Below are 22,100 nucleotides of genomic sequence, written 5' to 3'. Positions count from 1 at the left end.
CCGCCGCAAAGCGGGTTGTTTTATTGTTGCGAGAAGCGGCGACGCCCATCGTCTCCAGCCACCGCAGCCCGCCACAACGCCGGAATTTATCTGATCCTCGGAAAAACCACAGCTAGCCGGAATAAATCGGCAGCGCCGTTGTCAACGTTTCGGTTCGTCGTAAACATAGTGGGCTAATCCTTATCCGGATATTCACGCCTACTCTCGAAAATTCGAATGTGCTAAAGTAATCTTGCGTGGTGCTTCAAGTTTCCGCGCACGGATTTCTTTTGGTCTTTCCAGGTCTGCTGTCTCGTTCAGCCGGAGTATTTGTTTTCATGCCGTAAATCGATGAACTTTCCAGGAGGGGAACAATGCGAAAATATGCATCTTCTCGATCGGCAATACGGCGCAGGGGGCGTTGGTTTCCGTTTGGTCTATCGGTATCGAGCGTCTTCTGTGCTGCCAGTCTTCTTACCGGGATTGCCTTTGCCCAGACGCCCACCGAAGAGCAACGCAACGAGGTTCGGGCGGCATGCCGTTCCGATTTCATCGCACAATGCTCCGGCGTGCAGCCGGGCGGCGTCGAGGCGCTGACCTGCCTGCAGCAACATGATTCCACCCTTTCCGCCGCCTGCCGTAAGGCGGTGTCAGCGATTACCGCCAAGCCGAAATCGACATCTGCAGAACCATCTCAAACGGCGCCTGTTACGACAGGGGCGGCGACGCCGGCACCGGCAGCCGGTGCTCAGACGGCGGCTCAACCGACCGAGGCGCAGCGCGATGCCGTCAAGTCAGCGTGCCGTTCCGATTTCATGGCGCAATGCTCCGGAGTGACACCGGGAGGTGCCGCGGCACTCTCCTGCCTGCAGCAGCATAGCGCCCGCCTGTCGGCACCTTGCCAGCAGGCCGTTGCGGCCATCGGTGCAGCAGGCGCGCCCGCAGCCGGTGCAGGTGCTGCAACAGCTGCCACGCCGCCGGCCACCCGGCCAGCTGCCATGCCTGTCTTCTCTCCGCGCGAGGAAATGATGATCGTGCGCGAGACCTGCGGGCCTGACTTCCGGGCTTTTTGCCGAATGGTGCCGATCGGCGGGGGGCGGGTCATCTCGTGCCTCCGGGACAATCTACAGCGCGTATCGCCAGCCTGCCACAGGGTGCTGACCTCGGGGCTGTAGCGGCCTTCCAATTCGTATCCGGGTTCGCTGGGAATGTCTGAGCGTCAGGCATTCTCCTGATGGTTCCGCACAGCCATTCCGCGATCGTCACAGCACGATCCGAAATCTCCGCATTCGATGAATTCAATGACGACACAAATGAAAGGCAGTTGCCATGTCATCGACTTCTCATCTATCGCGATTGAAACGAGTATTGAGTTATTCCGCTGTTGTCGCCGGCCTCGTTCTACCAAACCATGCATGGGCGGATGATGCAAAAGATCTTCTGAAGGCCATGTCCGATTTTCTGGTGGCGCAGAAGACAATATCCTTCAACTACCAGTCCTCACTCGAGGCGGTGACGCCGGACTTCGAGAAGCTGCAATTCGTCAGTTCGGGTACGGCCAATATCACCCGGCCTGACAAACTGCGCGTTACGAGAACCGGCGGCTTTGCCGATATCGATGTCAGCTTCGACGGTTCAACGCTGACCGTACATGGCAAAAACCTCGACGCTTACGCGAAGATCGACGGTAAAGGCTCGCTCGATGAGCTGATCGACAGGCTCGCCGATGCTGGCGTCGAGGCGCCGGGCGCCGATCTTTTGTCGGCGCATGTCTACGATATCCTGATGACTGACGTGACCGAGGCGAAGCACATTTCCAGCGCCTTCGTGGATGGCGTGGAATGCGAATATCTGGCCTTCCGTACGCCGGAACTCGACTGGCAGATTTGGATACAGACGGGACCGCAGCCGATACCGCGGCGCTATGTGATCACCAGCAAGCACGTCGTCCAGGGACCGCAATACACGCTCGAGATCAGCGACTTCAAAAGCGGAGCGGACGTTGCTGCCACGTCCTACAACATCAAGATCCCGGCCAATGCCAAGACCGTGGATCTGAGCGAACTCCAATCGATCGATGAGCTTCCCGCGCCTGCCGTTAAAGGAGAGATGCAATGACCCGCAGCAAGCTCTTTTTCGCCTTCTGCCTTGCCGGCGTGATGACTTTCACGGATTTTCGTATAGAGGGGCAAGGTCCGCTGCCAGTGTCGATCGGCTTTGCCACACCGGCGGGTGCCGTCATCGGTCGGCCTCTAACGCCGCTCTCCTATGCTGGCGTTGCCCGCCGGACGACGCGTCGGGTTGTCCGGCGAACGGCGACGACCATTGCCGTCCTGCCTCCCGGCTGTCTCTACGGCCCTTATTATGGCGGCTATTATTACCGCTGCGGCGGTTTGTACTACGCCAAGAGCGGTGGCGTTTACGTGCAAGTGATCGTGCAATAGGCTCCCATCCGAGGCCGGAGCATTTCCGGACACAAACCGCTGCACACTATTGCTGGAATTGCTCTATTGCACCTTCATTTCCGCATCTGCGACCGCCGGAGCTTTGCTGCGGCGCCTTCTGAATTCTTCGAGGCGCTGCAGCACGACATAAAAGGACGGAACGAACAGCACGGCAAGGCAGGTCGATGCGATCATGCCGCTGAAGACCGATATGCCGATCGACTTGCGGGCGGATGCGCCGGCCCCCGTTGCCAGGACGAGCGGCAGCACGCCGAGAATGAAGGCGAAGGATGTCATGAGGATCGGGCGGAAGCGCAGGCGGGCCGCCTCGACCGCGGCATCCAGTATCTCCATGCCTTCCTCACGCTTTTCACGCGCATATTCGACGATCAGGATAGCGTTCTTCGATGCCAGCGCGATCAAAAGGATCAAGCCGATCTGGGTGTAGAGGTTGTTGGCGACACCCGCCGCCATCAGCGCGCCGACGGTGCCGAGCAGGGCAAGCGGGACGGCCAGCAGCACGGCAAGCGGCAGGATCCAGCTTTCATATTGGCCCGCAAGCACGAAGTAGACGAGCAGCATGCCGAGCGCGAAGATATAGTAGATCTGTCCGCCGACCGCCTTTTCCTGGTAGGAGAGCGCCGTCCACTCGTAGCCGGTTCCTGTCGGCAAGGTCTGGTCGGCGATCTGCTCCATGACGTCGAGCGCCTGGCCGGAGCTGAAGCCGGCGGCAGGTCCGCCAACGATGGTTGCTGACGGGTAGAGGTTGTAGAGGCTGATCAGTGAGGGGCCTTGCATCGGCTTGATATCGACGACGGTTCCGAGCGGCACCATCGTGCCATCGCCGGCCTTGACCTCCAGATTGCGGATATCGTCAGGACTGACGCGGAATTCCGGAGATGCCTGGGCATAGACCTGGAACGTGCGGCCAAACTTGTTGAACTGTGTCACATAGCTCGATCCGACGTAGCCCGACAGCGCGGAGAAAACCTGTCCGACAGTGACGCCCAACGTCTCGGCCTTGATACGGTCGACCACGACCTCAAGCTGTGGCACATTCGAGCGGAACGACGTGCTCAGCCTTTGCAGTGATGACTGGGCTTCGCCATTTTTCACAATCGTATCGGTAAGGGACTGCAACAGTGCATAGTCGGAAACACCATTCTTGAGCTCTACTTGCATCGTGAAGCCGCTGGCATTGCCGACACCCTGGATCGGGGGCGGCACGATGACCAGGGTTTTCGCAACCAGTACGTTTTGCAGCGCGCCGTTCAGATGCTGGTAGATGGACAGGAGATCCTGACCCTTTTCCTTGAGCCTTTCGTCCCAGTCCTTCAGCACGACATAGGCAACGCCGGCATTCTGCAGGCTGGCATTGTTGTCGAGAACGGATATGCCACTGATCGTCAATACCTGATCGACGCCTGGTGTCGCCTGGGCGATCTTGCCGACCTCCGCCATGACAGCGTCGGTGCGCTCCTTGGAGGCGCCATCCGGCAGCTGCGCGCCGATCAGCACGTAGCCCTGGTCCTCAATCGGCAGGAATGCAGTCGGCACGCGTGTCAGCCCCCAGACGGCGATGCCCATCAGCGCCAGCGCAAGGATGACCATCGCGGCGGCGTGGCGCGTCATCGAGCCGATCAGCCGGACGTATCCGTGTTCGCCCCAGCCGTAGATCCGGTTGAAGCCGCGATAGACGAAGTTCCGCTTCTCGGGAGGCACCGGTGTGCGCAGCCAGAGGGCGCATTGCGTCGGTTTCAGCGTCACGGCGTTGATGGCGCTGATCAGCGCCGTGGCGGCGATCACGAGAGCAAACTGGCGATAAAGCTGGCCCGTCAGCCCCGGCAGGAAGGCGGCTGGAATGAAGACGGCCATCAGCACCAGAGTGATACCGATGACGGGGCCGAGCAGTTCTTCCATCGCCTTTTCGGCTGCCTGCCTGCCGGACATGCCCGCCTCGATATGTCTCGCGACACCTTCGACAATGACGATGGCGTCATCGACGACGATGCCGATGGCGAGGACGATTGCGAACAGAGTGGAGAGGTTGACGGTAAAGCCCATGGCCGCCATCGCGGCAAAGGCGCCGATGATGGTGACGGGAACAGTCGTCGCCGGCACGAGCATGGCTCGCCAGTCCTGCAGAAACAGCAGAATGACGATGAGAACGAGAACGCCTGCCTCGATCAGCGTGACATAGACTTCGTTGATCGACGCTTTGACGAATTTCGTCGTGTCGAAGGGGAGATGATATTCGAGGCCCGGGGGGAAGGCCTTCGCCAGTTCCGCCATCTTCACATCGACTGCCTGGGCCACAGCAATGGCGTTTGCTTCCGGCAATTGGGAGATACCGATGCCCGCAGCCGGTCGGCCATTCTGCATGAAGGTCTGGCTATAGGTCTGCGCACCCAATTCTACCCAGCCGATATCGCGGATGCGCGTTACCCGTCCGCCGTCCGAGCCATCGACCTTGACGATGATGTTTTCGTAGTCAACGGCATCGTTCAGCCGGCCATTGATGTTCAGCGTGTATTGGAATGTCTGTCCTTGGGGAACCGGCGGAATGCCGATCTGGCCGGCGGTGACCTCCTGGCTCTGCTGCTGCACGACATTGACGATATCCTGCGGCGTGAGCCCGCGGGCCTGCAGAAGGTTCGGATCCATCCAGATGCGCATGGCATATTGGCCGGCGCCGAAGACCGTGACGTTGCCGACGCCGGGCAGGCGGGCAAGTTCGTTCTGGAGGTTAATGACCGCATAATTGGAGAGGAACAGGCTGTCATAGCGGCTATCAGGTGAAGTCAGGCTGACGAAGCCGAGGATCGCTGTCGATTTCTTCTGGGTGCTGACGCCCTGAACCTGAACCGACTGCGGAAGCGACGACATGGCGATCGCAACGCGGTTCTGCACAAGCACCTGCGCCTGGTCAGGATCGGTGCCGATCGCGAAGGTTACGGTCAGCGAATAGGTGCCGTCGCTGGCGCTTGTGGACTGCATGTAGAGCATGTCCTGCACGCCGTTGACCTGCTGCTCGATCGGCAGGGCGACCGTATCGACGAGCGTCTTGGCGCTGGCGCCCGGAAAGCGGGTCGTCACCTGCACTGTCGGCGGAACGACATTCGGATATTGCGCGACCGGGAGTTGGAAGAGAGCCACCGCGCCGATGAGAACAAAGACCAATGCCAGAACATTGGCGAGCACCGGCCGTTCGATGAAGAAGCGCGAGATCATGCTGTTGTCCTTGGACTTTCAGATGAAGCGGGTGGCGGATTTTACTGCGTCGTCGTTGTGGCCTTTGCATCGGCGCCGGCTTCTGCCGGCTACGGTTTCATGTCGATTTTCTCGGGCGCAGCCTTGCTGCCTGGAATCGCCTGCTGGATGCCCTGGATGACGACCCAGTCGGCGGGTTCGAGGCCGGATTCGATGACGCGGAGGGCGCCTTCGCGCTGGCCAGTCTTGACCTGTTTCTGTTCGACGGTGTCATCCTTGCCGAGAACGAGCAGATAGCTGCCGAGTTGGTTGGTTGCGATCGCGTCGTCGCGCACGAGCAGCGCCTTCTCATTCTGGCCGATCGGTACGCGAACGCGCACGAAGAGGCCGGGCAGCATGGCCTTGTCCTTGTTGTCGAACAGAGCCCGGACCTGAAGCGTGCCGGTCGATGCATCGAGTTGCGGCGAGACGTAGTCCAGATGTCCCTTGTGCGGATAGCCTTCCTCGGATTGTAGGCCGAGTTCGGTAGGGATGCTCGGCAGGTCCGTCTGCTTGAACGTGCGTCCCTGCTTTCTCAGCATATCCTTGATCAGCAGCACCTGGGTTTCGCTGACGTTGAAATAGGCATAGATCGGGTCCGTCTGGACGATGCTCGCAAGTTTGGTCGGGCCTGACACGCCGACCAGCGTGCCGATATCGACGAGGTGGTTGGTCGCCGTGCCGTCGAAGGGGGCAAGCACTTCGGTATAGCCGAGATTGATCGTCGCGAGTTCGAGATTGGCCTGGGCGTTGAGGATGGACGCGTTCGCTTCATCGAGCGTCGCCTTGGCGCTGTCAACGGCTGTCTGCGTGGTGACCTGTTGCTTCATAAGATTGACCTGACGGTCATATTCCTGCTTGGCGCCGACCTGGGACGCCTGTTGCGAGGCGAGCGATGCCTTTGCCTGGTCGAGCTGCGCCTGATAGGTATCGCGCTCGATGCCGAAGAGCTTGGTGCCCTTCGTCACCGTCGTGCCATCCTGATAATCGATCGATTGAAGATAGCCTTGGACGCGTGCTTCGATATCGACCGAGTTCAGCGGTGCGGTATTGCCGGTCAGCTCGAAATAGAGGGTGATTGGCTCTTGGACCGGCTGGGCGACGCGAACGGCTGGCGGCGGAGGCGGGACGTAGGTATTGCTGCTTCCATCGCATGCAGTGAGCGCTGCCGTGCCGATGAGCGTTACGAAAATCTGCAGACCCCGATGCAATCCCTCACGCATTGCTGCTGCCCCGACGATCTATATGCCCCGGTCTTGCTGCGCGCCTTTGCGGTGACCCCCATAAGCCGCCGGGTGGTTTCAGGCGTGTGGTACTATGTCGCGGGATTGTCCGAAATTGCAATAGTTCCCGGCACGCAATTTAGCTGTGCCTAAATGATTGGTGACCGCGTAATCCCGGTAACAGTTCAGTTCGCAGATTTGTGCTCACTGCTGAGTAATGAGCAGTACGTAAGCCACAAACAGCACCAGATGAACCGCGCCTTGCATGAGATTGGTGCGGCCGCTTGAAAAGGTAATGATGCTGACGGTGAGCGTCAGCACGAACATTACGAGATCCGGGCCCTGAAGCCCCAACGTGACGGGATGCCCGTAGAAGTGGCTGATTGCCAGCATGGCCGGCACGGTCAGGCCGATCGTCGACAGGACTGAGCCGAGGAAGATGTTGATGGAACGCTGCAGATGGTTGGCGACGGAGGCGCGCACGGCGCTGATCGCCTCGGGTGTCGCGACAAGCACCGCCATGACCACACCTCCAAAGGCTGTCGGTGCGTGCAGGGTTTCGATGACGTAGTCAATCGGCCTGGCAAGCTGTTCAACCAGGAAGACGACCGGTCCCATGTAGGCAAGCAGCAGAACGGCATGATGCCATACCGTCCGATGGTGCCGCATGTTGACGATGTGCTGTTCATGGTGGTTGCCGTCTTCGGCGAAGTAGCGCTGATGGCGGCCGGCCTGCAGCAGCAGGAATATGCTGTAGAGACCAATCGAGACGATGCCGAGAAACATCTGCCTCGGGGCCGAGGGGTGCGGACCATCCGGGCCGGCGAGAAAAGTCGGCATGACGAGGCTGAGGGTCGCGAGCGGCACGATGACGCCGAGATAGGCATTGGCGCCATGCAGATTGTGCTGCTGATCTTCCCGCCGCCAGGCGCCGAAGAGCAGCGACAGGCCAACCATGCCGTTCAGGATGATCATGACGACGGCAAACAGCGTGTCGCGTGCGAGCGTTGGATTGTTTTCCCCATGCAGCATGACAGCCGAGATCGCCATCACTTCGATTGAGGTAATCGCAAGGGTCAGGATGAGGGTCCCGTAGGGCTCTCGAAGCTGCTCTGCCAGATGATCGGCGTGGCGAACGACCGATAGGGCTGACCCGAGCACAACGCCAAAAAGCCACAGGAAAATGAGGGTGAACCAGAAGGGTTGAGATAGTTTCGCGAAGATTGCTTCAGAGAAAGCAAGGAAGGCGAGGCTGGTCGCGACGCTCACGCCAAAGAACCATTCCTCGCGGACGATGCCCGCCATACTGGTGGTGCGCAATGCGGAACTGTCAGTCATCGGGACCACTACCGGCCACGGAGTATCCTCGCACTACAACTAAGCGCGCTGCCATTTTCCTCTCCGCTCTCTCCGCCGCGTGGGCAAACCGACCGGTGCGGCTTGGCGGCGGCTGCGAGCGATTGTCTCACGCAGAGGGGCATTCCGCCTATCTAAAAATCATCGCCTCCGGCTTGGGACGATTCAATGATATTTCCGCTTCTCTCGCCCAAGAATTTCCGGGGCATTGAGGCCGGCAATCGGCCTCGAGAGATCGGCAGGGATATCCCCGGCGAGCTGGAGATCCAGATAGCGGGCGCAGCAGACGCGGAGGAACGAGGTGAAGTTGCCAAGGTCATGGCCGGCGTCGATCGACTCGTGGTGTAGCCTGGTGATCAGCTGGACCACGTTCATGCCGTCGCGGGTGGCAATTTCCTCCAGCTTTGACCAGAAGAAATTCTCCAGCCTCACGCTGGTGACCATGCCGTCGATGCGCAACGACCGGGTTGTGCTTTCCCAGAGCCGCGCATCGGCCTTGATGAACAGTTCACACATCACGTTCCTCCCGCGGGTCCACTCAGGCGGCATTGGTCTCCAGGGTCGTTGCCGCATCAAGCACCGTCATGAACTGGCGCAGCCACGAGGGGTGGGCCGGCCATGCCGGTGCTGTAACGAGATTGCCGTCGGAGACGGCATCGGTAATGGCGATATCGGCATAGGTACCACCGGCAAGCTCGACTTCCGGGCGGCAGGCGGGATAGGCTGAGCAGGTGCGGCCCTTCAGCACGCCGGCAGCGGCCAAAAGCTGCGCGCCGTGGCAGATCGCGGCGACCGGCTTGCTGGCATCGAAGAAATGCCTCACAGCCTTGATGACATCGGGGTTGAGGCGCAGATATTCCGGCGCACGGCCGCCCGGAATGACGAGCGCATCGTAATCCTCGGCGCGAATGCTTTCGAATGTGGCGTTCAGTGCGAAGTTGTGACCACGCTTTTCCGAATAGGTCTGGTCGCCTTCGAAATCGTGGATGGCGGTGGCAACTGTCTGGCCGGCAGTCTTGCCGGGGCAGACGGCATGGACCGTATAGCCGCAGGCAAGCAGCGTCTGGAACGGCACCATGGTTTCATAATCTTCGGTGAAATCACCTGTAATCATCAGTATTTTGGACGCTGGCATTTCTTCCTCCCGTAAAAACCAACAGATGGACTTTAACAAAGGATCGCGGGCCGCGGGTACTAAGGGAATACTACACGGAATTCCCGATCAGGTGGTCGCGTGGGTTCTCACATCGGGGACGGCGCAGGCCTCACCGCCACCGAACATGCGCGAACGAGTGAGGAAGCGTTTCTCGCGGCCGTTATCGAGCGAAAACATGCCGCCGCGTCCTGGCACGACGTCGATGATGAGCTGGGTATGCTTCCAGGCCTCGAACTGGCTGGCGCTGATATAGAGGGGCACACCGCCGATTTCACCGAGTTTCACGTCCTGGTCGCCGACAATGAAATCGTCCGTGGGGTAGCACATGGGCGAGGAGCCATCGCAGCAGCCGCCGGACTGATGGAAGAGGATCTCTGGATAATCCCGCTGGATTTCCTTGATGAGGTCGAGCGCTGCATCGGTTGCTAGCACGCGCGGTTCGCCATTGACCATTTGTTCCATGATTGCCTCCTCCAAGACAATACCTCCTCCCCGTGAAGGGAGGAGGCGCGATAATAGCACGATCGGTTGCTTCTCAGAAGAAGCCGAGCTTCTTCGGGCTGTAGCTGACCAGCATGTTCTTGGTCTGCTGGTAGTGATCGAGCATCATCTTGTGCGTTTCGCGACCGATACCGGACTGCTTGTAGCCACCGAAGGCCGCATGGGCCGGATAGGCGTGATAGCAGTTGGTCCACACGCGACCGGCCTGGATTTCCCGGCCGAAGCGATAGGCGCGGTTGCCGTCGCGGGTCCAGACACCGGCGCCGAGGCCGTAGAGCGTGTCATTGGCGATCTCGAGCGCTTCCTTCTCATCCTTGAAGGTGGTGACCGAGACAACAGGGCCGAAGATTTCTTCCTGGAACACACGCATCTTGTTGTGGCCCTTGAAGATGGTCGGCTTGATGTAATAGCCCTCAGACAACTCGCCGCCGAGGTCGTTGCGCGAGCCGCCGGTAAGGACCTGCGCGCCTTCCTGCTTACCAATATCGAGGTAAGCGAGGATCTTTTCCATCTGCTCTGTGGAGGCCTGGGCGCCGATCATCGTTGCAGGGTCGAGCGGGTTGCCCTGCGTGATGGCTTCGACGCGTTTGACGGCCCTTTCCATGAAGCGGTCATAGATCGATTCCTGGATAAGGGCGCGGCTCGGGCAGGTGCAAACTTCGCCTTGGTTCAGCGCAAACATGGCGAAGCCTTCGAGAGCCTTGTCGAGGAAGTCGTCATCCTCGGCTGCCACATCGGCGAAGAAGATGTTGGGCGACTTGCCGCCGAGTTCCAGCGTGACCGGAATGAGGTTCTGGCTGGCATATTGCATGATGAGGCGGCCCGTCGTCGTCTCGCCGGTGAAGGCGATCTTGGCGATGCGCGGGCTGGAAGCGAGCGGTTTGCCGGCTTCGAGACCAAAACCGTTGACGATGTTGAGCACGCCGGGCGGCAGGAGATCGCCGACGAGTTCTGCCCAGAGCAAGAGCGAGGCGGGCGTCTGTTCTGCCGGCTTGATGACGACGCAATTGCCGGCGGCGAGAGCCGGGGCCAGCTTCCAGGTCGCCATCAGGATCGGGAAGTTCCAGGGAATGATCTGGCCGACGACGCCGAGCGGCTCATGGAAGTGATAGGCGACGGTGTCATGGTCGATTTCGCCGATCGTGCCTTCCTGGGCGCGGATGCAGGAAGCAAAATAGCGGAAGTGGTCGATGGCGAGCGGGATGTCGGCCGCCATGGTTTCACGGATCGGCTTGCCGTTGTCCCAGGTTTCGGCCTGGGCCAGAAGCTCCAGCTTGTCTTCCATGCGCTGGGCGATCTTCATAAGGATGTTGGAGCGCTCGGTGGTGGAAGTGCGGCCCCATTTTTCCTTCGCGGCATGGGCGGCATCGAGCGCCGCGTTGATGTCCTTTTCATCCGAGCGCGGGATTTCGCAGAGCTTGCCGCCGGTGACGGGCGTAACGTTGTCGAAATATTTGCCGCCGATCGGCTCACGCCATTCGCCACCGATATAGTTGCCGTATTTCAGCTTGTACGGCGACTCGACGATTTTCTGATGAAGCATGTCATCCTCCCTTGATGAACGGGTTCCGGATCGAACCAGTGAGAGGAAATCTGTGTCGCTTTTGGCTGATGGAACAGGGTCGCTCCGCAATACCGCAGCGCACAGTGTCGCAGAGTTGCGACAGGTTCCGATGGTACCACGAATTCGTGATTGAACCTTTGGCCTGATGTCAGTGCAAGTCGAGTTTCTTCATCTTCCGGTGCAGTGTAGCACGGCTGATGCCAAGGGCTGCGGCGGCCTGGGAGACATTGCCATGCGTGCGCGACAGCGCGCGCAGGAGCGCCGCCTTTTCGGCTTCGGCCATCTCTTCTTCCTGCGAGACGCGGCCTTCATGCAGCGCATCGGAGGCCGGAATGCCGGCGGCGATGTGCCTGTCGTCCAGCTTGAGCGCAAGGCGAGCGGCACGCGTAGCGCCGAGAACGAGGTCATGTCGGTCGACGGCGAGCAGCGCATTGGCGGAATTGACGCCGGCCGGCACCATGACGAAGCGGGCACCTGCAAAGGCGGAACGGAAGAGGTTGAGCTCGATGCGCATCGCCGCATCACGCACGGCTTGCGAGAGGATGCTCAGCGTCATCTCATTGACGTCGTCGCGGCAGGTAGAAATGTCCAGCGCAGCGGCCAGCAGGCCGCGGTGATCGCGGATCGGCGCAGTGGTGCAGCTCAGCTTGATGTTGGAGCAATAGAAATGCTGGTCGCGGAAAACGGCGACGGCGCGGTCGTCGGCGAGTGCCGTGCCGATGCCGTTGGTGCCGATGCTGGCTTCGGTCCAGACGGAACCGGTCCAGAGGCCGAGATCGTGGAATTCCTTATCATTGCCGGCGGCTCCGCGGCGCTCAAGCGCAATGCCATTGCGATCCGTCAGCAGCAGGCAGCAGCCCGCCTTGCCGACGGTTGCAAAGAGGCGGTCGAGTTCCTCCCGGGCATCGGCGATCAATTGTTCGGATTGCTCCCGCGCCAGGCCGAATTCCTGTTCGGTGAGGCGCAGCGGCACGCGCTTATCCTCTGGCGCCAGCTGGTACATTGTCATGCAGCGCCGCCAGGAAGCCACGATTGGAGAGCTGGCCGCAGCCGAATTTTGCTGGGCCCACGTATAGACATGCTCCGCATGCGCGGATTGTTCGTGCATAGATGCTCCTCCCAGAACTTGCGCATATTCTGATGTAAATATGGCAGCTTTGCAATCAGGCCGGCATGGCGCCCGATGACGGGTGTCGCATTTCTGAGACAGTTGCGCTGTCCGTCCGAGCATCGTGATCGCGATAATCCGACCAGCCGGCTGCTTGCCGAGGCTGATTTTGAGGAATAGCGTCGTATTTCTTTGGATACAACCGCCGGCGGGTGCTGGCTGCTGATATCGCGGACTTCACATTTCAGTGTTTGCGCTGGTGACAGTGAAACAGATCGCAGCGCGGCTTCGTAGTTTCCTCAGTAGGCAACACCGAAAGAAAAATCGCTATGCCGGGAATAAGTCCCGCCCGGCGTTGTCTACCAGACAAGAGAACCTGTCGCAGCTGCTGACTAGGAGAAGCAAAGCGATGATGAACAGACGATTGCTGCTGACCACTGCCGGACTTGGCGCCTTTGCCCTGCGCTTCGGTTTTGGCAGCCACGCCATGGCGGAGGAGAGCTTCGCCGTTACCCATACCGACGAAGAGTGGCGCAAGCTTCTGACGCCGGATCAATATTCGGTGCTGCGGCAGGAGGGAACGGAATATCCCTTCACCAGCCCGTTGCTGCACGAAGAACGCAAGGGCAATTTCGCCTGTGCGGGCTGCGATCAGGAGGCATTTTCCTCGACCACGAAATTCGACAGCGGTACTGGCTGGCCGAGTTTCTGGGCGCCGCTTGACGACAAGGTCGTCGGCACGACGCACGATACCTCCTTCGGCATGGTGCGCGATGCCGTCCATTGCGGCCGTTGCGGTGGGCATCTGGGTCACGTCTTCAACGACGGACCGAAGCCGACCGGATTGCGCTACTGCATGAACGGCGTGGCCATGACATTCCACCCGGCTTCTGCCTGATAGACGGATTATTGCGATGCTTCTCTTCGTCCTTGCCTATCTCGGTGGGGTGCTGACGATTGTCAGCCCCTGCATCCTGCCGGTGCTGCCCTTCGTTTTCGCCCGTGCCGGCCAGCCTTTCCTGCGCAGCACGCTGCCGATGCTCGTCGGCATGGCCGCGACATTTGCCGGGGTCGCGACACTGGCGGCCGTCGGCGGCGGATGGGCCGTGCAGGCCAATGAATATGGCCGCTATGCCGCCATCGTGCTGCTTGCGATCTTCGGCGTCATCCTGCTCTTTCCGGCGCTGTCCGACTATCTGACGCGGCCGCTCGTTTCGCTCGGTGCGCGCCTGTCACAGTCCGCCGATAAAAGCACGCGTGGCGGTGGTTCGGCCATTGCCGCCTCGTTGCTGCTCGGCGTTGCGACCGGCCTGCTCTGGGCGCCTTGCGCCGGGCCGGTTCTCGGCCTCATCCTCACGGGTGCGGCGCTTCAGGGCGCGAATGTCGGCACGACGCTGCTGCTGCTTGCCTATGCGCTGGGTGCCGCAACCTCGCTTGCACTTGCGCTTCTCATCGGCGGCAAGGTCTATCAGACGATGAAGCGATCTCTTGGTGTCGGCGAATGGCTGCGGCGCGGAGTCGGCGTGGCGGTTCTCGTCGCTGTCGTGGCGATTGCGCTTGGCCTCGATACGGGCTTCCTGACGCAGGCGTCGCTTGCCAGCACCAATCTTCTGGAACAAGGGCTGGTCGATCGTTTCCATCCGCAGCAGCGGACGGCCGACAATGCGGGCGGCTCCATGAAATCCGTGGTGATGCCGGCTGGCGGCGGTGGCTCGATGGCAATGACGGGCAACGATCAGATGATGATATCTGGCAACCCAGCCGCAACGAGCGGCAACTCGATGATAATGGCGATGAAGCCGAAGGGTGCCGCCGAGCAGCTGCCGGTCGAAGGCCAGATGTCGCCGCTTGATGGGGCCGTGCAATGGCTGAATTCAGGGCCGCTGACGGCCGAGCAGTTGAAGGGCAAGGTCGTGCTCGTCGACTTCTGGACCTATTCCTGCATCAACTGCCTGCGCGCCATTCCCTATGTCGAAGCCTGGGCTGAAAAGTACAAGGATCAAGGCCTCGTTGTCATCGGCGTGCATTCGCCGGAATTCGCCTTCGAGAAGAATGTCGACAATGTGAAGAAGGCGATTTCCGATCTCGGCATCACCTATCCGGTCGCAGTCGATAACAATTATGCGATCTGGCGGGCCTTCGACAATGAATACTGGCCGGCGCATTATTTCATCGATGCGAAGGGGCAGATACGCCACCATCATTTCGGCGAGGGCGATTACGACCAGTCCGAACGGGTAATCCAGCAACTGTTGGCCGAAGCCGGCAAGACCGGCATTTCCAGCGATATCGTCGATGTGAAGGCCACGGGTGCCGAAGCTGCTTCCGATACGGCCAATGTGCAGTCGCCGGAAACCTATGTCGGTTATTCCCGCTCGCAGAACTTCGTCGACGACAAGGGCACGGTCAACGATGCTGCTCATGATTATGTCGCTGCGACGCCCAAGCTCAATGAGTGGGGCCTCACCGGCAACTGGACAGTCGGCCCTGAACAGGCAACGCTGAACGGCGCCGATGGCAGCATCTACTACCGCTTCCATGCCCGCGACCTGCATCTGGTTCTCGGACCTGGTGCGGATGGCAAGCCGGTGCGCTTTCAGGTGACGGTCGACGGCAAGGCGCCTGGCGACGGGCATGGCGTGGATACGGATGCCGATGGCAAGGGCACGGTGACAGTGCAGCGGCTCTACCAGCTGGTGCGGGAAGCCGGGTCAGTCAGCGACCACACGTTCGAGATCCATTTCCTCGATCCCGGCGTGCAGGCTTTCGCCTTCACCTTCGGCTGAACCAGCCCTCGACGCCTCTCGCTGCGGCTCGGCCCGTGGCGAAACAGGCAGTCAGCAGATAGCCGCCCGTCGGCGCCTCCCAATCCAGCATTTCTCCGGCTGCAAAAGTGCCAGGGAGATGTTTCAGCATGTAGCTCTCGTCGATTTCGCTGAAGGCGATGCCGCCGGCAGAGGATATGACCTCTGCGATCGGGCGTGGGCGCAGCAATGGAACAGGTAGGGCCTTGATGGCGGCGGCGAGTTTTTGAGGATCGTTGCGATCGGTCTCCGGCATGAGCTCGCGCAGAAGTGCTGCCTTTACGCCGTCGAGGCCGGCGGCCTTGCGCAGGCGGTTGGAGAAACTTGTCTTGGTATCCTGCCGGGCGAGATCACGAGACAGGCGTTCGAGCGTGCGGCCGGGAGCAAGGTCGATCGAGAGGGTTGCCTTGCCATGCTGCAGCAGGTCGTCACGCAAAGCGGCCGAGTGGGCATAGACGAGGCTGCCTTCGATGCCGTGTTTACTAATGACGAATTCGCCTGGAAATGTCCCGGCGCCTGATGTTGCCGTCACCGATTTCAGCGGCTCTCCGGCGAAGCGATCACGGAAGAGTTCACTCCAGGCGACATCGAAACCGCAATTGGCGGGGCGAAACGGCGCGATCGCTATGCCGCGTTCGGAGAGTAGCGGCACCCAACCGGCATCCGAGCCGAGACGCGGATAGCTGGCACCGCCGAGTGCGAGCAGTGTGGCGTCGCAGGATATGGTCTTGCAGCCGTCGGGCGTTTCGAAAACATGGCCGCCTTCTGCAAAGTCGATCCATCGGTGGCGGGTGAAGAAGCTGACGCCGCGGGCTTCCAGACGGGCGAGCCAGGCGCGCAGCAACGGCGAGGCCTTCATGACATTGGGAAAGACCCGGCCGGAGGAACCGACGAAGGTTTCGGTGCCGAGGTCTGCCGCCCAGGCGCGGATATCGGCCGGGGTGAAGGCGTCGAGGGCGGCGCGTAGATGGGGATTGGCACCGCCAAAGCGGGTAGCGAAGCGCTCGTAGTCTTCGGAATGGGTGATGTTGAGGCCGGACTTGCCGGCGAGCAAGAACTTGCGGGCAAAGGTCGGCATCGCATCATAGATGGAAACGGCATGGCCGCTTGCCGACAATACTTCGGCTGCCGAAAGGCCGGCCGGGCCGCCGCCGATGACTGCGATCGTCTTCTGGTTCATAGCGCCTTCTTGGCGCGGGCGGTCGGCGAGCGCAAGTCTCAGTGATGCGGATGCACGCACTTGCCGTGGTCGGCGAGCACCTCGATGACCCGGCACTGATCGACGCGGCCATGGCCGCAGCCCTCGACCATCTGCTCCAGTTCCGCCTTCAGGGCATTGAGGCTGCGGATGCGCTGTTCGACGTCGATCAGGCGGGCCTTGGCGATGGCATCGGCGGATGCGCAGGACTGGTGAGGGTCGTCCTGCAGCTGCAGCAATGTGCGGATTGCATCGATCTCGAAGCCGAGTTCGCGGGCGTGGCGGATGAAGGCGAGGCGGTTGAGGTCTGATGGTTCGTAGGAGCGCTGATTGCCCTCGCTACGGCTTGGAGCAGACAACAAGCCGATGCCCTCATAATAGCGGATCGTCGGCACCTTGACGCCGCTCTGGCGGGCGGCTTCACCGATGGTGATCTTTTTCATGATTTTCCTCTTGCACCTCTAGTCGCTAGAGGATGTAGGAACGATACTGCTTACTAGCAAGGATCGAAATCATGAGCGAAGCAGCACAGGCACGGTACCGGGTTGGCGGAATGGATTGCGCCGCCTGCGCAACGAAAATCGATACCGCCGTCAGACGCGTGCCCGGCGTCGAAGACGTCTCCGTGTCGGTGACAGCAGGCACGATGACGGTGCGCCACGATGGCAGCAGCGATCTCAAAGCGATCGAGAAGAGGGTGACCGGCCTCGGCTATTCGGTTGCTCCGCTCACCGGCAAGGCTCCTGCTCGCGAGAGCAAGACCGGTCATGACCATGCGCATCACGACCACGATCATGGGCACGACCATGGCCACGATCACGATCACGATGGGCATGAGCATCATGATCACGACCATCACGATCATGACCACGAAGGCCATGCTCACGATCATGCCGGTCACGATCATTCGCACAGCGCCGAGGAGGTCGAGGGGCTGCACGGCCATGATCATGGGCCGATCACCGGTCCCTGGTGGCAGAGCAAGAAAGGCCGGTTGACGATCCTTTCCGGCCTCGCACTCGTTGCCGCCTACGTGCTCGGCCATCTGGTGCCGTCGATTGCCCCCTATGCTTTCATCGTTGCCATGCTGGTCGGGCTGGTGCCGATTGCCCGCCGCGCGGTCATGGCCGCCCTTTCCGGCACGCCCTTTTCGATCGAGATGCTGATGACGATTGCCGCTGTCGGCGCTGTCATCATCAATGCGGGGGAAGAGGCGGCGACGGTCGTCTTCCTGTTCCTCGTCGGCGAATTGCTGGAAGGCGTGGCTGCCGGCAAGGCGCGCGCCAGCATCCAGTCGCTGACGACGCTGGTGCCTAAGAATGCGCTGCTCGAGACGGGCGGCGAGGTGAAGGAAGTGCCAGCTGAGACGCTTTCCGTCGGCTCCGTCATTCTCGTGCGTCCGGGAGACCGGATTTCCGCCGACGGGACAATTGTTTCCGGCGAAAGCGCTATCGATGAGGCGCCGGTGACGGGCGAAAGCACGCCGGTTCGCAAGGGCGCAGGCGAGATGGTCTTCGCCGGCACGGTCAATGGCGATGCGGCGCTGCGCGTCCGTGTCACGGCCGCTGCCGAGGACAATACGATTGCCCGCGTCGTCAAGCTGGTGGAGGAAGCCCAGGAATCGAAGGCGCCGACGGAGCGCTTCATCGATCGCTTCTCCCGCTATTATACGCCTGGTGTCGTCGTCGTGGCGGCTCTGGTCGCCGTTTTGCCGCCGTTGCTGATGGGCGGGGCATGGGGCGAATGGGTCTACAAGGGTCTCGCAATCCTGCTGATCGGCTGCCCCTGCGCGCTGGTCATTTCCACACCGGCGGCGATTGCCGCGTCGCTTTCGGCGGGCGCGCGCCGCGGTCTGCTGATGAAGGGCGGGGCGGTTCTGGAATCGCTCGGCAAGGTGACGGCCGTTGCCTTCGACAAGACCGGTACGCTGACCGAAGGCAAACCACAGGTCACCGATATAATTTCTTACGGACGCACCGAGGCAGAGGTACTTTCGCGCGCTGCCGTTCTGGAGCAAGGCTCCAGCCATCCGCTGGCGCTGGCAATTCTCAATCGCGCCAAGGCTGATGGAGTACCCGTGCCGCCGGCTTTCGAAGTCGAAGCGCTTCCCGGCAAGGGCATGACCGGCAAGGTGGGTGGGGAGACGCTCGATCTCCTGTCGCCGCCGGCTGCGCGCGAGCGCGGGGCGCTGAATGCGGAGCAGGACGAACAGGTCGCGGTGCTGAACGGCGCGGGCAAGAGCGTCTCGGTGCTGCTCGTCAATGGTGTCGCCGCCGGTCTCATCGCCATGCGCGACGAACCTCGTGAAGACGCAAAGAGCGGGCTTGCGACGCTGAAGGCAGCTGGCGTGCGCGCCATCATGCTGACCGGCGACAACAAGCGCACGGCGGCAGCCGTTGCCGGCGATCTCGGCATCGACTGGCGCGGCGAACTCCTGCCGCAGGACAAGCAGCGCATTGTTGGCGAACTGAAGAAGGAAGGTCTGTTCGTCGCCAAGGTGGGTGACGGCATTAATGACGCGCCGGCACTTGCCGCTGCCGATGTCGGCATCGCCATGGGCGGCGGCACCGACGTGGCGCTGGAGACGGCGGATGCGGCTGTGCTGCATGGGCGTGTCGGCGACGTAGCCCGGATGATCGACCTTTCGAAGCGGACGATGCGCAATATCTTTCAGAACATCACCATCGCGCTCGGGCTGAAGGCCGTGTTCCTGGTTACCACCATCATCGGCATCACCGGCCTGTGGCCGGCGATCCTCGCCGATACGGGTGCGACCGTGCTGGTGACGATGAATGCACTTCGGCTTCTTCAGATAAAGACATAAAGATTTCTTTATATCATATTGACGTTGCGATGCGGCGGGTGCATGCTTGCCGGATCGTTGGTTCTTGGGATCTGTTGATCCCAAGCTAAGAGGGAATTCGGTGCGGCCATCGCCAAGACCGAAGCTGCCCCCGCAACTGTAAGCGGATAGACACCGTCCTTCGACGTCACTGGGAAGACGCCCGGGAAGACTGGACGATGTCGATGACCCGCAAGCCAGGAGACCTGCCGCGATAGATAACGTCCACGGGCGGGGTGTCCCGGTGTGCCGCTTGCGCGAGACGGCATTCCCATGGCCGTATCTCGTCGATGCGTTGCGCCGCAGCCTTGCCCATAACCTTCGGGGTAAGGAAAATGACTATCAAGACTGCAAATCTCGGCTTTCCCAGGATCGGAAAGCATCGCGAACTCAAATTCGCACTGGAGAGCTACTGGGCCGGCAAATCCGATGCCGGCGCGCTTCTCGATGTCGCGAAGCGGCTGCGGGCGGAAAACTGGCTCCTGCAGAAGCAGAAGGGGATCGACGTCATCCCCTCGAACGATTTCTCGCTTTACGACCATGTGCTCGACACGGCGGTCATGGTCGGCGCCATTCCCGCCGCCTATGGCTGGAAGGGCGGGCAAGTTTCTCTCGACACCTATTTCGCGATGGCGCGCGGCTCCACCGGCGAAGAGGCGCATGTCGATTGCGGCCATCAGCACCATCACGGGCATGGCGCGCCGGCGCTCGAAATGACGAAATGGTTCGACACGAACTACCACTACATGGTGCCGGAACTCGGCCCCGATCAGACCTTTGCCCTGACGGCGAACAAGCCACTTGATGCCTTCGTCGAGGCCAAGACACTTGGCATCCATACCCGGCCGGTCATCCTCGGTCCGGTTACCTTCCTGAAACTCGCCAAGGGAAGCGAAGAAGGTTTTGCGCCGATTGACCTGCTTGCACGCTTGTTGCCTGTTTATACAAAAGTACTGGCAGAACTTCGTGCAGCCGGTGTCGACTGGGTGCAGATCGACGAACCTTGCTTCGTGCTCGATCTTTCACAGGAAGAGCAGGCAGCACTGCAGCATACCTATCGTGCGCTGCATGAATTGGTGCCCGACCTGAAGATCATGGTCGCCACCTATTTCGGCGCGATCGGCGACAATCTGCCGACGGCGCTCTCGCTCCCGGTTGCCGGCCTGCATGTCGATCTCGTTCGCGCTCCACAGCAGATCGATGCCCTTTTCAAGGCACCCAGCGATCTGACATTTTCGCTTGGCGTCATCGACGGGCGCAATATCTGGAAGGCAGACCTTGCGGCGATCCGGGAGAGGATCGAGCCGCTTGTCCAGCACTTTGGTGCGGACCGGCTACAGATCGCGCCGTCCTGCTCGCTGCTGCACGTGCCGATCGATCTGGAACTGGAGAGCGGGCTGGATGGTGAGCTGAAATCATGGCTCGCCTTCGCTGCCCAGAAGCTTGAGGAGATCGCAGCGCTCGGCGATGCCGGCAAGGCCTCCCAGGTGATTGCGGCAGCCTCGCAGGCCGTTGCATCGCGCGCCGCATCTACGCGCGTACATGATCTGAAGGTCAGACAGCGGGTTGCCGCGATCGACGAGGCGATGAAGACACGCAGCAGCGATTTTGCCGAGCGGACCGGACTGCAGGAGCGTAAGCTTCGCCTGCCGCTGTTCCCGACGACGACGATCGGCTCCTTCCCGCAGACATCAGATGTTCGAAAGTCCCGCTCCGCTTTCACCAAGGGCACGATCAGCGAGGCGGATTATGATGCCTTTCTGAAAAAGGAGACCGAAGCGGCGATCCGCTGGCAGGAGGAAATCGGCCTCGACGTGCTTGTCCACGGCGAATTCGAACGCAATGACATGGTGCAGTATTTCGGTGAGCAGCTTTCCGGCTTCGCCTTCACTCAACATGCCTGGGTGCAGAGCTATGGCTCCCGTTACGTCCGACCGCCTGTTATCTTCGGGGACGTCTCCCGGCCGAAGCCGATGACAGTCGAGTGGTGGCGCTATGCGCAGTCGCTGACGGAGAAGCCCGTGAAGGGCATGCTGACCGGGCCGGTGACGATCCTCAACTGGTCCTTCGTGCGCGACGATCTCTCTCGCGCCGACGTCAGCCGGCAGATCGCGCTGGCGATCCGCGACGAGGTGCTCGATCTCGAAAGGGCCGGTGCGGCAATGATCCAGATCGACGAGGCGGCGCTGCGCGAGGGCCTGCCGCTGCGCAAGGCCGACTGGAAGACCTATCTCGACTGGGCCGTCGAGAGTTTCCGCCTATGCGCCTCCGGCGTGGCGGACGAAACGCAGATCCATACGCATATGTGCTATTCGGAGTTCAACCAGATCATCGATGCCATCGCGGCGATGGATGCCGATGTGATCTCCATCGAGACGTCACGTTCGAAGATGGAACTGCTGGAGGCCTTCCGTAGCTACAAATATCCGAACGAGATCGGCCCCGGCGTCTACGACATCCATTCGCCGCGCGTTCCTGATGTCGAGGAGATGACGGAGCTCCTGACGCTGGCGCGCGAGCGTCTGACGGACGGGCAGCTCTGGATCAATCCGGATTGCGGATTGAAGACGCGCAGGTGGGAAGAGGTTCGCCCGGCGCTCGTCAACATGGTCGCTGCCGCCCGAATATTACGACATGCCGCATCGACGATTCGGGCCTGAACCTGGAGTCGAAAAT

General features: G+C 60.9%; 17 protein-coding genes and 1 riboswitch. Of the genes, 7 read left to right on the top strand and 10 right to left on the bottom strand.

The features are described from left to right. Positions 1-353: 353 nt before the first annotated feature. From AB4Z13_RS18890 to AB4Z13_RS18880, 3 genes are all read left to right on the top strand, one after another. The gene (locus tag AB4Z13_RS18890; protein ID WP_439016691.1) at positions 354-1,154 is read left to right on the top strand and encodes a hypothetical protein; all 801 of its coding nucleotides are present in this window, start codon (positions 354-356) and stop codon (positions 1,152-1,154) included. A 154-nt stretch (positions 1,155-1,308) separates the two neighbouring features. After that, positions 1,309-2,097 carry a DUF2092 domain-containing protein gene (locus AB4Z13_RS18885; protein WP_439016690.1) on the top strand — a complete coding sequence of 263 codons (789 nt, stop codon included), beginning with the start codon at positions 1,309-1,311 and terminating at the stop codon, positions 2,095-2,097. Next, entirely contained in the window at positions 2,094-2,423 is a 330-nt protein-coding gene (locus AB4Z13_RS18880; RefSeq protein ID WP_113325427.1) for a hypothetical protein, read from the top strand. Before AB4Z13_RS18885 ends, AB4Z13_RS18880 begins: the two co-directional genes overlap by 4 nt. A gap of 63 nt (positions 2,424-2,486) precedes the next feature. Here AB4Z13_RS18880 and AB4Z13_RS18875 read toward each other — a convergent pair whose 3' ends face one another. The 8 genes from AB4Z13_RS18875 to AB4Z13_RS18840 form a co-directional block, all read right to left on the bottom strand. Next, positions 2,487-5,654: an efflux RND transporter permease subunit gene (locus tag AB4Z13_RS18875; protein WP_439016689.1), complete on the bottom strand. Its 3,168-nt coding sequence runs from the start codon at positions 5,652-5,654 to the stop codon at positions 2,487-2,489. Between the two features lie 89 nt (positions 5,655-5,743). Continuing rightward, complete coding sequence (locus AB4Z13_RS18870) at positions 5,744-6,895, bottom strand: efflux RND transporter periplasmic adaptor subunit (RefSeq protein ID WP_439016688.1); 1,152 nt, start codon at positions 6,893-6,895, stop codon at positions 5,744-5,746. 204 nt (positions 6,896-7,099) lie between these two features. Continuing rightward, the gene (locus AB4Z13_RS18865; protein ID WP_439016687.1) at positions 7,100-8,233 is read right to left on the bottom strand and encodes a calcium:proton antiporter; all 1,134 of its coding nucleotides are present in this window, start codon (positions 8,231-8,233) and stop codon (positions 7,100-7,102) included. A gap of 183 nt (positions 8,234-8,416) precedes the next feature. Further along, positions 8,417-8,767 (bottom strand): ribbon-helix-helix domain-containing protein, encoded by a 351-nt coding sequence (locus tag AB4Z13_RS18860; protein WP_007820318.1) that lies wholly within the window; start codon positions 8,765-8,767, stop codon positions 8,417-8,419. 22 nt (positions 8,768-8,789) lie between these two features. Continuing rightward, positions 8,790-9,386, bottom strand: coding sequence for a DJ-1/PfpI family protein (locus AB4Z13_RS18855; protein ID WP_439016686.1), 597 nt, complete (start codon positions 9,384-9,386; stop codon positions 8,790-8,792). A gap of 87 nt (positions 9,387-9,473) precedes the next feature. Next, positions 9,474-9,869, bottom strand: coding sequence for a DUF779 domain-containing protein (locus AB4Z13_RS18850; RefSeq protein ID WP_439016685.1), 396 nt, complete (start codon positions 9,867-9,869; stop codon positions 9,474-9,476). A 73-nt stretch (positions 9,870-9,942) separates the two neighbouring features. Beyond that, on the bottom strand, positions 9,943-11,451 hold the full coding sequence (adh, locus tag AB4Z13_RS18845; protein ID WP_439016684.1) for an aldehyde dehydrogenase: 1,509 nt from the start codon (positions 11,449-11,451) through the stop codon (positions 9,943-9,945). Positions 11,452-11,620: 169 nt separating this feature from the next. Further along, positions 11,621-12,580 carry a helix-turn-helix domain-containing protein gene (locus tag AB4Z13_RS18840; protein ID WP_439016683.1) on the bottom strand — a complete coding sequence of 320 codons (960 nt, stop codon included), beginning with the start codon at positions 12,578-12,580 and terminating at the stop codon, positions 11,621-11,623. A gap of 409 nt (positions 12,581-12,989) precedes the next feature. On the opposite strand from AB4Z13_RS18840, the gene msrB reads away from it, so the two are divergent. Beyond that, positions 12,990-13,478, top strand: coding sequence for a peptide-methionine (R)-S-oxide reductase MsrB (gene msrB, locus AB4Z13_RS18835; protein WP_113325418.1), 489 nt, complete (start codon positions 12,990-12,992; stop codon positions 13,476-13,478). Between the two features lie 16 nt (positions 13,479-13,494). Then, a complete protein-coding gene (locus tag AB4Z13_RS18830) occupies positions 13,495-15,366 on the top strand; it encodes a cytochrome c biogenesis protein DipZ (protein WP_439016682.1) in 1,872 nt (623 codons plus the stop codon). On the opposite strand, the gene AB4Z13_RS18825 is transcribed toward AB4Z13_RS18830, so the two are convergent. Further along, positions 15,353-16,564 (bottom strand): TIGR03862 family flavoprotein, encoded by a 1,212-nt coding sequence (locus AB4Z13_RS18825; RefSeq protein ID WP_439016681.1) that lies wholly within the window; start codon positions 16,562-16,564, stop codon positions 15,353-15,355. The genes AB4Z13_RS18830 and AB4Z13_RS18825 overlap by 14 nt on opposite strands. Positions 16,565-16,602: 38 nt before the next feature. Then, the gene (locus AB4Z13_RS18820; RefSeq protein WP_113325416.1) at positions 16,603-17,025 is read right to left on the bottom strand and encodes a MerR family transcriptional regulator; all 423 of its coding nucleotides are present in this window, start codon (positions 17,023-17,025) and stop codon (positions 16,603-16,605) included. A 71-nt stretch (positions 17,026-17,096) separates the two neighbouring features. Here AB4Z13_RS18820 and AB4Z13_RS18815 point away from each other — a divergent pair, with 71 nt between their 5' ends. After that, positions 17,097-19,406 carry a heavy metal translocating P-type ATPase gene (locus tag AB4Z13_RS18815; RefSeq protein ID WP_439016680.1) on the top strand — a complete coding sequence of 770 codons (2,310 nt, stop codon included), beginning with the start codon at positions 17,097-17,099 and terminating at the stop codon, positions 19,404-19,406. Between the two features lie 40 nt (positions 19,407-19,446). Then, positions 19,447-19,652, top strand: a riboswitch (cobalamin riboswitch). A 107-nt stretch (positions 19,653-19,759) separates the two neighbouring features. After that, positions 19,760-22,084: a 5-methyltetrahydropteroyltriglutamate--homocysteine S-methyltransferase gene (gene metE / locus AB4Z13_RS18810; RefSeq protein WP_439016679.1), complete on the top strand. Its 2,325-nt coding sequence runs from the start codon at positions 19,760-19,762 to the stop codon at positions 22,082-22,084. Positions 22,085-22,100: the final 16 nt, after the last annotated feature.

Source organism: Rhizobium sp. YAF28, assembly GCF_052113285.1.
Classification (GTDB): domain Bacteria; phylum Pseudomonadota; class Alphaproteobacteria; order Rhizobiales; family Rhizobiaceae; genus Rhizobium.
Note: the sequence above shows the minus strand (reverse complement) of the source record. Positions and strands in the feature narration are given on the sequence as shown.